Here is a 14,226-nt window from a genome sequence, read left to right as displayed (position 1 = left end):
GTAGCCGCGGGTGCTCTGTCCCGGGTAGAGCAGGAGGTCGCCTGTTGTGTCCTGGCGGGCGATGAGGTCCTGGTGGCCGTCGCGGTCCCAGTCCGTCGCTCCGAAGAAGCTGTAGCCGTTCCAGCCGTTGCCGATTCTCACCGGTTGGGTGGTGCTGTAGCCGCGGGTGCTCTGTCCCGGGTAGAGCAGGAGGTCGCCTGTTGTGTCCTGGCGGGCGATGAGGTCCTGGTGGCCGTCGCGGTCCCAGTCCGTCGCCCCGAAGAAGCCGTACGGCAGCTTGGTGACCTGGCTGAGGATCCAGTCGCGGTTCCCGCCGGCGCCCACCTCGCTGTAGGAGGCGATCCCCCCGCAGCTGGCGGCCTTGAGCACTCCGGCCTGTCGCGGCGCTCCGCCGACCGACACCAGGAGCGGGCCGCCGCTGTCGCCCTGGCAGGGCCCGCGGTCCACCATGATCCTCTTGATGCCCAGATCGTCCGGCTGCGGCGGGGTGATGTTCACCACGACCATCTGCAACCGGGTGGGCAGGAGGCCGTTGCCGTCCCTTCCCCAGCCCGTCGCCACGCCCTGGTCGTAGCGGGTGAACGGACCGCCCTGAACCCCGTCCCATAGGCCGGCGTCGGCCGGGACGGCCAGCCGGACCGGGGCCACGCTCGTCACCGGGGAGCTCAGTTCGAGCAGTGCGACGTCGTCGTGGCCGCCTTTGTAGGCGGGGTGGCGCAGGATCCGGGTGATCCTGCGGAACTCGCCGCCGGTGGCGGAAACGTTGTTCCCCACCCGCACGGCCTGATCTCCGACGGAGACCGGAACCGAGCAGTGCGCCGCGGTGAGCACCCAGCTCGGGTGGATGAGGGAACCCGTGCAGAGGCCGCCTACCGCGGTGTTGCGGACCTCGGCGACGAACGTCAGGTCGTTGTCCGGCACCGGGGTGCCGCCGGTGATGGCCTGGGCCGCGGGCGGAGCCGTCACCGGCAGGACGCCGGCGAGCAGCATGACCGCCGCGGACCCGAGCAGCCACCGGCCGCGGCGGCGGCCGGGACTCGGCGACCCGTGCGGGCGAAGGATGGTCATCGAGGGGTTCCTGCCTCTCTGTCGTTGCGGACGCCCCGCGGACAGGGGTCATGACCGGCCGTCCGGAGGGGCGGCGCCGGGTGGAAGGGCGCGTGCCGTCGTCACGTTCGCCGTTGGGGCAGGTGTCCGGCGATGCGGGCGGACGAATCCGGACGGACGGCTATGAATCCGCAGGCAGCTCTCTATACTCCGGATCATCGGGGTGTCCGGCGCCGCCGGACACGTGAGCCGGGAGCCGGGCTGGATCTCAGGGGCGGTCAGGTGGGTGACGAGTCGGATCCCCGGCCGGGGTTCGCCGAGCGGCTTCGGGCGTTGAAGGACGCGGTGGGCGTCTCGGTCCGCGACATGGAGGCCGCCAGCGCCCGGACGCCGCGGCGGCGCAACGGCCTGCCGCCCCTGCGGCTGAAACGCGGCACCATCGCCGGAATGATCAGCAGAACTCGTCCTGTATGTCCAGAACGAGAGCATTTTGAGGTTTTTGTTGACACCTGCCTGCGCATCGCCGGGGAATCAGGCCGTTCCCTGCCCGGGGACCTGGCCGACCCCGGGGCCTGGGACGCGGCCTATCGCGACGTGCTGCTGAGCATGGCCGGGGTGCGCGGCGCCGGCAGGAGAGCCGGAGAAGCGGCCAGGCGGCTGCGGTCGGGCGACCCCCCGGCGGAGAGGGCCGGCCCGGCGGCCGATCCCGGCCCCGAGCCGGCGCCGTCCGAGCCCGGACCCGAGCCGATACCACAGCCGGTGCCGCCGTCCGGTGAATCGTCTCTCCGCCCGCCGGAACCGATCGATCCGCCGCACCCGTCCGGTGGCCTCACGCCCCCGCCTCCGGCCGTCGTGCCCGTCGCGGCCGCCGGTCCCGGGCGGCGCCGGAAGGGCGGACGTGCGAGGTGGGCCGCCGCGGTGGCGCTCATCGGTGCGGCGGCCGCCGCCTGGGCCTCGTGGCCGGTTCCCACGGCCGGGACCGGCGCCCCCGACGCCTCGACCACGGTGGCGGACGTGGGCGGCGACGGGGTGCTCCGCCTGGGTGTGCTGGTGCCCTGGAGTGGGGACCTGCAGTTCTTCAACCGGCCGATGGCGGCGGGCGTACGTCTCGCCCTCAGCGAGATCAACGCGGCCGGTGGGGTGTTCGGCCGGGAGGTGGCCGAGATCGAGGCCGATTCGGGCGACTCGAGCACGGACCTCCACCTCCGGGCGCTGAACCGGCTGATCTCAGAGGGGTCCGACGTCGTCATCGGCCCGATCACCTCGTCGATGTCGCTCGAGATGATCGACCGGATCAGAAGCGCCGGGGTGGTGCAGATCTCACCCACGGCCACCGACGACCGGCTCACCGACGTGGACGACGACGGCCTGTACTTCCGCACGGTGGCGCCGGACTCCATCCAGGGCGACGTCCTCGGGGGTCTCATCGCGGCGGACGGCGGCAGGCGGGTGGGCGTGCTGGCGGTGAACGACGCCTACGGGAGCGGGTTGAGCGAGCGTGTCCGCAGGTCGCTGTCGAACCGCGGCATCACACACGTTCATGCCGAGACCTACGACGTCTTCGACACGGGCTACGCCACCGAGGTGGGGAGGATCAAGGCCTCGGCCCCGGATGCGATCGTGGTGGCCGGCCGCGGCGAGACGGCCGCGATCGCGCGGGAACTGGTGAGGCAGGGGCTGGGCACGGGCCGGCACAGGTGGTACTTCGTGGACGGCAACCTGTCCTTCTACGGGACCACCGGCCGCGGCGGCCTCCCGCGAGGCACCCTCACCGGGGTCAAGGGGACCATGGCGGGAGCCGAGGTCACCGACGCCTTCCGGCGGCGGCTGGCGCCCTTCGACCCGGGGGTGACGGATTTCAGGTACGCGCCGGAGGCCTACGACGCGACGATCGCCGCCGCTCTGGCCGCCGTGGCCGCGGGGCGCGACGATCCGAAGAGCATCGCCCGCGCCATGGCGGACGTCACCGGGGGCGGCGAGCGGTGCACCGACTTCCGCACGTGCGCCCGGCTTCTGGCCTCGGGCGTGGACATCGACTACGACGGGGCGAGCGGCCCGATCGACTTCACCGGCAAGGGCGACCCAGCGAAGGCGCCGATCGGGATTTATCAATATAAATCCGACAATACATATGTCAGCATCTCCTATGAGATCGGCGAACCGCCGACCTGAGGCCCCCGGATCCCTCAGAGCTCGTCGGTGGCGGCCCTGGGCGTGCGGCGGGTGCTGCGCACGGTGTCGCCCGGCTGCCGCTCGGGCACCGGCGGGGGAGTGCCGCCGAACTCCGGGCACAGCTCGCGGTAGTTGCACCAGTCGCACAGCCGGCTGGGCCGGGGACGCCACTCGCCGGTCTCCAGCGCCCGCTCGATGGCCGCCCACAGCGCCCGCACCTTGCGCTCGGTGGCCAGCAGGTCGGCCTCGTCGGGGGCGTAGCGCAGCACCTCGCCCTCACCCCCGAGGTACATCAGCTGCAGCAGGCGCGGCACCGACCCGTGCAGCCGCCACAGCGTCAGCGCGTAGAACTTCATCTGGAACAGCGCCTTGGCCTCGAAGGCCGGCCCCGGCGCGCTGCCGGTCTTGTAGTCGACCACGCGGACCTCGCCGGTGGGCGCGACGTCCAGCCGGTCGATGTAGCCCCGCAGCATCAGGCCGCTCTCCAGCACCGCCTCGACGTACAGCTCCCGCTCGGCGGGCTCCAGGCAGGTGGGGTCCTCCAGGGTGAAGTAGCGCTCCAGCATGGCGCGGGCCCCGGCCAGCCACTCGGTCCGCTCCCGCTCCCCGGAGAACATGCCCTCGTAGGCGGGCTCCTCCTCGAGGAGCCTGCGCCACTGCGGCTCCAGCAGGTCGAGGGCCGCGGCCACCGTGCGGCCCGGCGCGGGCAGGTCGTACAGGCGCTCCAGCACCGAGTGGACGACCGTGCCGCGCACCGCGGCGGGCGACGGCGGCTCGGGAAGCCGGTCGACCACTCGGAACCGGTACAGCAGCGGGCACGTCATGAAGTCGCCGGCGCGGGACGGCGACAGCGCTCCGATGATCGTGGGCTCGGTCGGTGACATGCCCGCACTGTAGGTCACGGTGACGACAGTTTGGGCCCGGGGTGGGCTCCGCGCGTCCGCGCCCGGAGCGGCCGGCGCGTAGCATCAAGGCCAACAGACGCGAGCGAGCGAGGAACGGTGAGCCAGCGGTGAGCAGCGAGAGCCCGCGCCAGGAGAGTCCCGGGCTGCGGATGGGGCGGCCGTTCGGCATCCCGGTCTACGTCTCACCGACCTGGCTGCTGGTGGCGGCGTTCATCACGTTCACCTTCCAGGAGGTCGTGGCCTACCGGCTGCCGCAGCTCAGCATCCCGCTCACCTACGTCGTCTCCTTCGTCTTCGCGGTCCTGCTGTACGTGTCGGTGCTGCTGCACGAGCTGTCGCACTGCGTGGTCGCCAAGATGTACGGCCTGCCGGTCCGGCGGGTCACCCTCTACCTCCTCGGCGGTGTCTCGGAGATCGAGCGCGAACCGGAGACGCCCGGCAGGGAGTTCATGGTCGCCTTCGCCGGGCCGCTGCTGTCGCTGGGCCTGGCCGCCGCCGGCTACGCCTCCTCGATGTTCATCGACCCCGGCACCGTCCTCGGCGTCCTGGTCTTCCAGCTCTGGCTCGCCAACCTGGTCGTCGGGATCTTCAACCTCCTGCCCGGCCTGCCGCTCGACGGCGGGCGCATGCTGCGCGCCGGGGTCTGGAAGGTGACCCGCAGCCCCGGCTCCGGCACGATCGCCGCGGCCTGGGCGGGCCGCGTGCTGGCCGTCGTCCTGATCGCGGTGCCGGTCAGCCTGGCGCTGATGAGCGGCCAGGACCCCAGCTGGTTCACGGTCATCTGGTCGGTGCTGCTGGCCAGCTTCATCTGGATCGGCGCCACCCAGGCCCTGCAGGGCGCCCGGCTGCGGGCCCGCATCCCCCAGCTGAACGCCCGTTCCCTGGCCCGCCGGGCCGTCGCCGTGACCGGGGACGTGCCGCTGGCCGAGGCGCTGCGCCGGGCCGGGGAGGCCCACGCGGGCGCGATGGTCGTGGTCGGCCACGACGGCCGCCCGACGGGCATCGTCAACGAGGCGGCGGTCGAGGCCACCCCGGAGCACCGCCGCCCCTGGGTGACGGCGGGCTCGCTGGCGCGCAGCCTCGAACCGTCGCTGGTGCTGGCCGCCGACCTGACGGGGGAGTCCCTGATCGACGCCATGCGCCAGTCCCCGTCGGGGGAGTACCTCCTGGTGGAGCGCGACGGCACGATCTTCGGTGTGCTCGCCACCTCCGACGTCAACCGGATGTTCAGCAACGTCTGACCCGCGCCGGAGGCCCGGCCGGCGGCCGCCGGGAGGGAGTCCGCCCCAGGTCCGTCTGCTGTACTTTTTCCTATGGCCTGGAATCATCGGCGATGTCGGTCCGCCGCATCCCCTCCCGGGCCGGCCGGACGCCCCATCCCCGCCACCGAGACTCAGAGGACAGAATGCAGAAACGAGCCGCGTTTTCCCCCCGCGCAGAAGGACGAGGCCGTCATGCCGGGGGTGCTCGGTGAGGGGGGACGGCCTGGGGGCGGTGCGCCCGCTGCCGGGCGACGGGCTGGTCGCCCGCGTGGAGGGCCTGCTGCTGGTGTGCGACGCGGCCGAGGACGTCGCGGCGAACCTTCTCGGGGCGCTGAACGACACCGCCGCGTCCGGCGGTGACGGCCGGGCCCTGGCCCGCCGGGTGGCCCAGGTGCTGGCCGTGATGATGGGCGAGCCCGTCGCGTGCGCCGTCGCCGGGCCGGTGGGCGACGGGGTGGCCGTCCTGGTCAGCGGACCCGCCTCCGCGGCGGTCACCGGTCCGGCCGGCGAGGTACGGCTCGCCGGACGCGACGCGCTCACCTGGTCGGACCGGCTGGTCCCCGGTCCGGTCACCGGCATCGAGCTGCGCCTGCCCGAGGCCGGCCCGGCGCACCCGCTGGCCCGGCTGGACGGCGGCGTGATCGTGGGCGGCGGAATCCTGTGCGACCCGGCCGCCGCCGGAGCCCCGCCCGCGGCCCGGAACGCCGTGCCGCGCCAGGCGGAGGCGCCCGCGGCGGAGGTCCCGCCTCCGGCGCCCTACCCGATGGGGCCCCCCGACCCCGTCCCGCCGGTCCCGGCCCCGCCGCCGAGGCCGGAGCAGCAGGCGTGGCAGCCCGAGCCGGGGCCGCAGGTCCCGGCTCAGCAGGGCCCGGGGTCCGGCCCGATCCCGGTCGTCGCGCCGCAGGACACGGCGCCCCCGGAGGCTCCGGAGACCCCGCGGGCGGGCGGCGAGCCCGCCGGTCCGCGCGAGCGGCCGTTCGCCCCCGAGCCGCCGGCGCAGGGCGGCCCGCAGCCGGGGCCCGCGTCCCCGGCCGCCCCCGAGCCGGAGGCCGGCCCCGGGCAGCAGCCGCTCGTCTACGGGGTCGACTGCAAGAACGACCACTTCAACGACCCGCGCGTGCCGTACTGCGCGGTGTGCGGCATCGCCCTCGTGCAGCGTTCGCTCGCCCCCTACCAGGGGCCGCGCCCGCCGCTGGGCGTGCTGCTCCTCGACGACGGGATGACCCTGCGCCTCGACGCCGACCACCTCGTCGGCCGCGACCCCGACCGCGCCCCGGAGGTCGCCGACGGCTCCGTCCGCCCGGCGAAGGTCACCAGCCCCGACGGCTCGGTGTCGCGCCGCCACCTGCGGGTGGCGCTGGACGGCTGGGACGTCAACCTGATCGACCTCGGCTCGGTCAACGGCACGCAGATCCAGCCGCCGGGCGACCCCAACTTCTACGACATCCCGCCGAACGAGCCGGTCACGATCATGCCCGGCACGACCGTGCGGATCGGGGTCTCCCGCACCATGCGCTACGAGTCGCACCGCAACCGTTAGGTCCCGGGAGGCCTCTCCGCGCCGAGCGGCGCGGGGAGGCACCGGAAGGCGCCGGAAGGAACGGAGGCGGCCCGGGAAGCGTCCTCAGGGGCCGGTGGTCAGGCCCCGGCCGTCCGGGCGCGGTACCACAGCAGGTCGTCCAGACGGGTGCCTCCGGGGCCGGGCAGCCGGCCGTGCAGGAGCGCCTCCCGGGTGAAGCCCGCGCGTTCCAGCACACGCTGGGAGGCGGTGTTCTCCGGCGAGGTGCCGGCCACGATCCGGGCCAGCGGCGTGCGCGTCAGCGCCCAGTCCGTGAGCAGGTCCACCGCCCGGGAGGCGAACCCCCGCCCCCGGAACTCCGGCAGCATGCTGTAGCCGGTCATGGCCTCGCCCAACGGGGGGATGACCCCGCTGAGCTGGATGTGCCCGGCGAAGGCGCCGGTGGCGGCGTCCCGTACGGCGAGCTCGGCCCGCTCGCCGGCCAGCCACCGCATGCCCGCCTCCCGGCAGAACCGTTCGCTGTCGTCCGGGTCGGGCGCCTCCGGCGGGACGCTGTGGGCCACGACGTCCGGCAGGCTCTGCAGGGCGTGGTAGTCGTCGGCGTCGTCCGGGCCCAGCGGCGTCAGCCGGACGACGCCGTCGGTCAGGGAGCCGCCGGGCAGGGCCGGAAGGAACGGCCGTACCCGCTCGCCAGAGTCGGTGGCCAGCCGGGCGAAGGACGCCAGGTCGCCGCGGGTGCCGTCGCGGCGGGGCTCGGCCGCGCGCCGTACGCCCTCGCGGCCGAAGCCGGCGGCCATCGCGACCCGCTGGCTGGCGAGGTTCTCCACGTCGGCCAGCAGCTCCACGCGCGCCACCCCGTGGGCGAAGGCCCGCTCCGTCAGCGCCCGGGTGGCCGCGGTGGCGACGCCGCGGTCCCGCGCCCACGGCGCGATGAGGTAGCCGACCTCGGCGTTGCCGCGCGGGTCGGACGGCTTGAGGCCGATGTTGCCCAGCCACTCGCCGGTGGCGGCGTCCGTCACGGAGAAGGAGGCCCCGCCGTTGCCCCACGTCCGCTCGGCGACCTCCAGGTAGGAGGACGCGTCGGCGAGGGTGTACGGCACCGGGACGCTCGGGATGAACCGGACGATCAGCGGATCGGCGCAGGCCTTGACCATCGGCTCCAGGTCGGTGGGGGTCGTCTCGCGCAGGAGGAGGGAACCGGCGGGGATGACGTCTCTGGGGAACACCCTCCAAGTGCTATCAGCTCCTCCCGAAAGGAGCGAACGAACGGCCCTCCCCGCGCGTCCGGCGGTCCCGCGGTCCCGGACCGGGGGCACTCCGCGCGCCGATAACCTTGCCTTCATGGGTTTTCGCAGGCATGGCCCCTTCAGGGCCGGGGATCAGGTTCAGCTCACCGACCCCAAGAACAAGCGTCACACGGTGACGCTGAAGGAGGACGGGGTCTTCCACACCCACAAGGGTGCGATCCCGCACAGCGACCTCATCGGGCAGCCCGAGGGGTCGGTGGTCCGTTCGTCCGGCGGCACCCAGTACCTCGCGTTCCGGCACCTGCTCCAGGACTACACGCTGTCCATGCCGCGCGGCGCGGCGGTCATCTACCCGAAGGACTCGGCGCAGATCGTCGCGATGGCCGACGTCTTCCCCGGCGCGCGCGTCGTGGAGGCGGGGGTCGGCTCCGGCGCGCTGACGTGTTTCCTGCTGCGCGCGGTGGGAACGGAGGGCAGGGTGACGTCCTACGAGCGGCGGGCGGACTTCGCGGAGGTGGCCACCAAGAACGTGGAGAAGTTCTACGGCGGCCCGATGGAGCAGTGGCGCCTGGTGGTGGGGGACTTCGCCGAGTCGCTCGACGAGAGTGACGTCGACCGGATCATCCTCGACATGCTCGCCCCGTGGGAGTGCGTGGACGCCGCGGCCAAGGCGCTCACGCCCGGCGGCGTGATCTGCTGTTATGTGGCGACGACCACGCAGTTGTCGCGAACGGTGGAAACTCTGCGCGAACACGGGAGTTTCACCGAGCCCCACGCGTGGGAGACCCTGGTTCGCGACTGGCATGTCGAGGGGCTCGCCGTACGGCCCGACCATCGGATGGTCGGACACACCGGATTCCTCGTCACCGCCCGTCGCATGGCGGACGGGGTGACCCCACCACCCCGGCGCAGGCGTCCGGCAAAGGGAGCGTATGGCGAGGAGTCGACTTCCACCGCATGATGACGATTCAGCCACGAGAGCACATCGGCGTGTTACATGACACCAGATCGTCGTGTTCTTATGCTTCCAAGCACTAAACGCTTCATAAGGGATTAATCGCCAAATACTTAATGTAGCCATACGAACACTGCTCTACCAGGTAACTGACAGCCCCCCGATGGGTAGGGTTTCGAGTAGTCGGTCTCGACTGGGAAGGAGGTGACGCCGTGGCAGCTCGCGATGACGCCGAGGCTCGGGCCGCGCAGCGCGAACGGGAGGTCGCTGATCTCAGAACGCAGGTCTCCTTCCTGCAGGAGGAGATCACCGCGTTGCGTCGGAAGCTGACGGAGTCTCCCCGGCAGGCCAGGGTCCTCGAAGAGCGTCTCCATGAGGTGCAGGCGAATCTCGCGGCCGTCACCGGCCAGAACGAGCGTCTGGTGGCAACCCTCAAGGAGGCCAGAGACCAGATCGTCGCGCTCAAGGAGGAGGTCGACCGGCTGGCGCAACCGCCGTCCGGGTTCGGCGTCTTCCTCGAGGCCAGAGAAGACGGCACGGTGGAGGTCTTCACCGGTGGCCGCAAGCTCCGGGTGAACGTCAGCCCCGCGGTGGACGCCGAGTCGCTCAGGCGTGGCCAGGAGGTCATGCTGAACGAGGCGCTCAACGTGGTGGAGGCCCTCGGATACGAGGACCTCGGCGAGATCGTGATGCTCAAGGAGCTGCTCGAGGACGGCCAGCGCGCGCTGGTCATCTCACACGCCGACGAGGAGAGGGTGGTGCGGCTGGCGGAGTCGCTGCTCGACCAGCCGATCCGCGCCGGCGACTCGCTGCTGCTGGAGCCCCGCTCCGGCTACGTCTACGAGCGCATCCCCAAGTCCGAGGTCGAGGAGCTCGTCCTGGAGGAGGTGCCCGACATCTCCTACGAGGAGATCGGCGGGCTCATGCGGCAGATCGAGCAGATCAGGGACGCCATCGAGCTTCCCTACCTGCACGCCGACCTGTTCCGCGAGCACAAGCTGCGCCCCCCCAAGGGCGTGCTGCTGTACGGGCCGCCCGGCTGCGGCAAGACCCTGATCGCCAAGGCCGTCGCCAACTCCCTGGCCAAGCAGGTCGCCGAGAAGACCGGGCAGTCCGGCAAGAGCTTCTTCCTCAACATCAAGGGGCCGGAGCTCCTCAACAAGTACGTCGGCGAGACCGAGCGGCACATCCGCCTGGTCTTCCAGCGGGCCCGTGAGAAGGCGTCCGAGGGCACCCCGGTGATCGTGTTCTTCGACGAGATGGACTCGATCTTCCGGACCCGAGGCTCGGGGGTCTCCTCCGACGTCGAGAACACCATCGTCCCCCAGCTCCTCAGCGAGATCGACGGCGTCGAGGGCCTGGAGAACGTGATCGTGATCGGCGCGTCCAACCGCGAGGACATGATCGACCCGGCGATCCTGCGGCCCGGCCGCCTGGACGTCAAGATCAAGATCGAGCGGCCGGACGCCGAGGCGGCCAAGGACATCTTCTCCAAGTACCTCATCGACGAACTGCCGCTGCACCCGGACGACCTCTCCGAGCACAACGGCGACCGCGCGGCGACCGTCGTCGCGATGATCCAGAGGGTCGTCGAGCGGATGTACACCGAGAGCGAGGAGAACCGCTTCCTCGAGGTGACCTACGCCAACGGCGACAAGGAGGTCCTGTACTTCAAGGATTTCAACTCCGGCGCCATGATCCAGAACATCGTGGACCGCAGCAAGAAGATGGCGATCAAGCAGTTCCTGGAGAGCGGGCAGAAGGGCCTGCGGATCCAGCACCTGCTGGCCGCCTGCGTCGACGAGTTCTCCGAGAACGAGGACCTTCCCAACACCACCAACCCCGACGACTGGGCCCGCATCTCCGGCAAGAAGGGCGAGCGGATCGTCTACATCCGCACCCTCGTGACGGGCAAGCAGGGCACCGAGGCCGGCCGGTCCATCGACACGGTGGCCAACACCGGTCAGTACCTCTAGCGCCGTCACCGGCGCACGGCGAGCGCGTTCGCGGCGCGACCCCGGCGGGGGCCGCGCCGCGAGGCGTGTCCGGGCCCGTACGGCCTGCCCCGCCGTACCGTCCGTCACACAAGTGTGATCACGCCACGGGGAACCCAGGCGGTCCAGCCGCCGTCCAACCGACGTGCGTGATCATTCAGGCGCGGTCGCCCGGTGACCGGCGCGGGGTCCCGCGGGACGGCCCGGGGGAGCGGCCGTCTCGCCGAACTCGACCTCCTCCGTTTCGTCGCCGCCATGGCGGTGCTCTCCTTCCACTACTTCATCGCCTTCAACTCGGTGTGGGGCGAGCGGCCGGCGAAGCTCTTCCCCGCGATCTCCACCCTCTCGGGACTCGGCATCCTCGGCGTCGAGCTGTTCTTCATGATCAGCGGATTCGTCATCCTGATGAGCATCTGGGGCCGCGGACTCGGCACGTTCGCCCTCTCCCGGCTGGTGCGCCTCTTCCCCGCCTACTGGGTCAGCGTCGCCGTCACCGCCGCCCTCTACGGCCTGACCGGCGCCACCGCCCTGGACCCCAAGCTCAGCTCCGCCGAGTACGGGGTCAACCTCACGATGCTCCAGCGGGCCCTCGGCGTCTACGACGCCAACGGCGTCTACTGGTCCCTGTGGGCCGAGCTCCGCTTCTACGTGCTCATCTCGGTCCTGGTGATCGTCGGTGTGACGTTCGGCCGGTGCCTGGTCTTCATGGGCGTGTGGCTGCTGGCGGCCGGGCTCCTCGCCGGCAGCGACCAGGCGTGGGTGGACCTCGTCGTGATGCCGAAGTACGCGCCGTACTTCGTCGGCGGCATGGCCTTCTTCCTGATGACCAGGTTCGGCCCCCGGCTCGTCCTGTGGTGCGTGGCCGGGATCAGCGCCGGGCTGGCCGTCAGCGCCGCCATGGACCGGGTGGCCGGACGGGTCGGGCTGGTCGGTTACGCGGCCATGCCCGTGCCCCCGTGGGCCGTCGCCGTCACCGTCATCGGCTTCTACGCGCTCATGGCGCTGGTCGCGCTCGGCATGCTCCGCCGGTTGCGATGGCGCGGCCTGGTCACGCTGGGCGCGCTCACCTATCCCCTGTACCTGTTCCACACCGCGGCGGCCGTGCTGATCATCCCCGCCCTGCGCGACGCCCTCCCGCCCTGGCTGACCGCCCTGGCCACCGTCGCGGCCGCGATGGCGTTCTCCTACCTCGTCTACCGGGTGGCCGAGCGGCCGGTCCAGGAGTTCGTCAGGGCGAGGACGCGCCGGGCCGCCGCGCCACAGGCCCCCGCCGCCCCGCCGGCGTTCCCCGTCGCGTCGCCGGTCGTCTCCGCGTCGCCGGTCGCCTCCGCGGCCCCCGTGTTCCCCGCCTCGCCGCCGTCCGCCCCGCCCCCGGATCACCGCCCGGACCCCTGGTCGGCGGGCGAAAAGGCTTCGTTGCCATAACTGTCCGGCCACCGGGCATAGTGAAGGGTCTAGGGTCGGGGATATATACGGCGGAGGAGACAGTCCCGGATGAACAGAGGATGCGCATGACGGTACGGCGGGTGATGGGCATCGAGACCGAATACGGCATCTCCGTGCCCGGACAGCCGGGGGCCAACGCGATGGTGACCTCGTCCCAAGTCGTCAACGCCTACCTGGCCGCCTCGGCGGCCCGGGCCAGACGGGCACGGTGGGACTTCGAGGAGGAGAACCCCCTCCGCGACGCGCGGGGCTTCGACCTGTCCCGTGAGATGGCCGACCAGAGTCAGCTCACCGACGAGGACCTGGGCCTGGCCAACGTGATCCTCACCAACGGCGCCCGGCTCTACGTGGACCACGCCCATCCCGAATACTCCACTCCCGAGTGCACCAACCCACGAGCCGCGGTGATCTGGGACAAGGCGGGGGAGCGGGTCATGCACGACGCCGCGGTCCGCGCCTCGGCGATCCCCTCCAACGCTCCCATCCAGCTCTACAAGAACAACACCGACAACAAGGGCGCCTCCTACGGCTGCCACGAGAACTACCTGATGCGGCGGGCCACGCCGTTCGCCGACATCGTCCGGCACCTGACGCCCTTCTTCGTGTCCCGCCAGGTCGTCACCGGCGCCGGCCGGGTCGGCATCGGCCAGGACTCCCGCGGAGAGGGCTTCCAGATCAGCCAGCGGGCCGACTTCTTCGAGGTCGAGGTGGGCCTGGAGACCACGCTCAAGCGGCCGATCATCAACACCCGCGACGAACCGCACGCCGACCCCGACAAGTACCGGCGCCTGCACGTCATCATCGGCGACGCCAACATGTCGGAGATCTCCACCTACCTCAAGCTCGGCTCCACCGCGCTCGTCCTCGCCATGATCGAGGACGGTTACTTCACGCGTGACCTCTCCGTGGAGAACCCCGTCCAGGCGCTGCGCGCGGTCTCCCACGACCCGACCCTCAGATACGAGATCGCCATGCGCGACGGCCGCCGCCTGACGGCCGTCCAGCTCCAGATGGAGTACCTGGAGCTGGCGCGCAAGTACGCCGAGGAGCGCAGCGGCAACGGCGTCGACGAGGTCACCAAGGAGGTCCTCGACCGCTGGGAGTCGGTCCTCACCCGCCTGGCCGAGGACCCGATGCAGCTGGCCGGCGAGCTCGACTGGGTGGCCAAGCTGGAGCTGCTGGAGGGCTACCGCAGCCGCGACGGCCTGCCCTGGTCCCACCCGCGGCTGCAGCTCGTCGACCTGCAGTACTCCGACATCCGCCCCGACCGCGGCCTGTACAACCGGCTGGTCGCCCGCGGGCGGATGCGGCGGCTGGTCACGGAGGAGGAGGTCCAGCGGGCCATCGAGGCTCCGCCCAGCGACACCCGGGCCTACTTCCGGGGCCGCTGCCTGAGCCAGTTCAGCGAGTCGATCGCCGCCGCCTCCTGGGACTCGGTCATCTTCGACATCCCCGGCCGTGAGTCGCTGCAGCGCGTCCCCACCCTGGAGCCGCTGCGCGGCACCAAGGCCCACGTGGGCGAGCTGTTCGACCGCTGCCGCACCGCCGCCGACCTGGTCAGCGCCCTCACCGGCGACCGGTGAGCCCGCCGCCGCGCGGGGACGCCCCCGCGCGGCGCGCCCGGCCCTCCCGCCCGTCCTCCCCTCCGCCGGGACCGTACGGCTGGCGGTGACGTCCTC

At 71.9% G+C, this 14,226-nt stretch carries 10 protein-coding genes; 7 read left to right on the top strand and 3 right to left on the bottom strand.

Going from position 1 to position 14,226, the window contains the following annotated elements; all coding sequences use genetic code 11:
* Window positions 1-1,068: trypsin-like serine protease (locus tag ACFYSC_RS36480; RefSeq protein WP_389970828.1), on the bottom strand; the 1,068-nt coding region annotated here is incomplete at its 3' end.
* Between the two features lie 261 nt (window positions 1,069-1,329).
* On the opposite strand from ACFYSC_RS36480, the gene ACFYSC_RS36475 reads away from it, so the two are divergent.
* Entirely contained in the window at window positions 1,330-3,219 is a 1,890-nt protein-coding gene (locus tag ACFYSC_RS36475; protein WP_389970825.1) for an ABC transporter substrate-binding protein, read from the top strand.
* Between the two features lie 14 nt (window positions 3,220-3,233).
* Here ACFYSC_RS36475 and ACFYSC_RS36470 read toward each other — a convergent pair whose 3' ends face one another.
* The gene (locus tag ACFYSC_RS36470) at window positions 3,234-4,103 is read right to left on the bottom strand and encodes a RecB family exonuclease (RefSeq protein WP_389970822.1); all 870 of its coding nucleotides are present in this window, start codon (window positions 4,101-4,103) and stop codon (window positions 3,234-3,236) included.
* A gap of 170 nt (window positions 4,104-4,273) precedes the next feature.
* On the opposite strand from ACFYSC_RS36470, the gene ACFYSC_RS36465 reads away from it, so the two are divergent.
* Together ACFYSC_RS36465 and ACFYSC_RS36460 are read left to right on the top strand one after the other, a co-directional pair.
* Complete coding sequence (locus ACFYSC_RS36465; RefSeq protein WP_389970874.1) at window positions 4,274-5,365, top strand: site-2 protease family protein; 1,092 nt, start codon at window positions 4,274-4,276, stop codon at window positions 5,363-5,365.
* 229 nt (window positions 5,366-5,594) lie between these two features.
* The gene (locus ACFYSC_RS36460; protein WP_389970819.1) at window positions 5,595-6,926 is read left to right on the top strand and encodes an FHA domain-containing protein; all 1,332 of its coding nucleotides are present in this window, start codon (window positions 5,595-5,597) and stop codon (window positions 6,924-6,926) included.
* 98 nt (window positions 6,927-7,024) lie between these two features.
* Here the strand turns inward: ACFYSC_RS36460 and ACFYSC_RS36455 are convergent, their stop codons facing one another.
* A complete protein-coding gene (locus ACFYSC_RS36455) occupies window positions 7,025-8,131 on the bottom strand; it encodes a GNAT family N-acetyltransferase (protein ID WP_389970816.1) in 1,107 nt (368 codons plus the stop codon).
* A 115-nt stretch (window positions 8,132-8,246) separates the two neighbouring features.
* Here ACFYSC_RS36455 and ACFYSC_RS36450 point away from each other — a divergent pair, with 115 nt between their 5' ends.
* The 4 genes from ACFYSC_RS36450 (at window position 8,247) to dop (ending at window position 14,130) form a co-directional block, all read left to right on the top strand.
* Window positions 8,247-9,113 (top strand): tRNA (adenine-N1)-methyltransferase, encoded by an 867-nt coding sequence (locus tag ACFYSC_RS36450; RefSeq protein ID WP_362937267.1) that lies wholly within the window; start codon window positions 8,247-8,249, stop codon window positions 9,111-9,113.
* Between the two features lie 206 nt (window positions 9,114-9,319).
* Complete coding sequence (gene arc / locus ACFYSC_RS36445) at window positions 9,320-11,083, top strand: proteasome ATPase (RefSeq protein WP_362937270.1); 1,764 nt, start codon at window positions 9,320-9,322, stop codon at window positions 11,081-11,083.
* 192 nt (window positions 11,084-11,275) lie between these two features.
* Window positions 11,276-12,526 (top strand): acyltransferase family protein, encoded by a 1,251-nt coding sequence (locus tag ACFYSC_RS36440; protein WP_389970812.1) that lies wholly within the window; start codon window positions 11,276-11,278, stop codon window positions 12,524-12,526.
* An 86-nt stretch (window positions 12,527-12,612) separates the two neighbouring features.
* Entirely contained in the window at window positions 12,613-14,130 is a 1,518-nt protein-coding gene (dop, locus tag ACFYSC_RS36435) for a depupylase/deamidase Dop (protein ID WP_362937276.1), read from the top strand.
* Window positions 14,131-14,226 lie beyond the last annotated feature (96 nt).

The organism is Streptosporangium sp. NPDC004379 (genome assembly GCF_042873875.1).
In the GTDB taxonomy this organism is placed as follows: domain Bacteria; phylum Actinomycetota; class Actinomycetes; order Streptosporangiales; family Streptosporangiaceae; genus Streptosporangium.
Note: the sequence above shows the minus strand (reverse complement) of the source record. Positions and strands in the feature narration are given on the sequence as shown.

What these genes read in the sequence shown, in the direction of transcription:
- dop (WP_362937276.1), top strand. Translation starts at nt 12,613, where the DNA reads ATGACGGTACGGCGGGTGATGGGCATCGAGACCGAATACGGCATCTCC.
- ACFYSC_RS36470 (WP_389970822.1), bottom strand. Translation starts at nt 4,103, where the DNA reads ATGTCACCGACCGAGCCCACGATCATCGGAGCGCTGTCGCCGTCCCGC.
- ACFYSC_RS36465 (WP_389970874.1), top strand. Translation starts at nt 4,274, where the DNA reads ATGGGGCGGCCGTTCGGCATCCCGGTCTACGTCTCACCGACCTGGCTG.
- ACFYSC_RS36450 (WP_362937267.1), top strand. Translation starts at nt 8,247, where the DNA reads ATGGGTTTTCGCAGGCATGGCCCCTTCAGGGCCGGGGATCAGGTTCAG.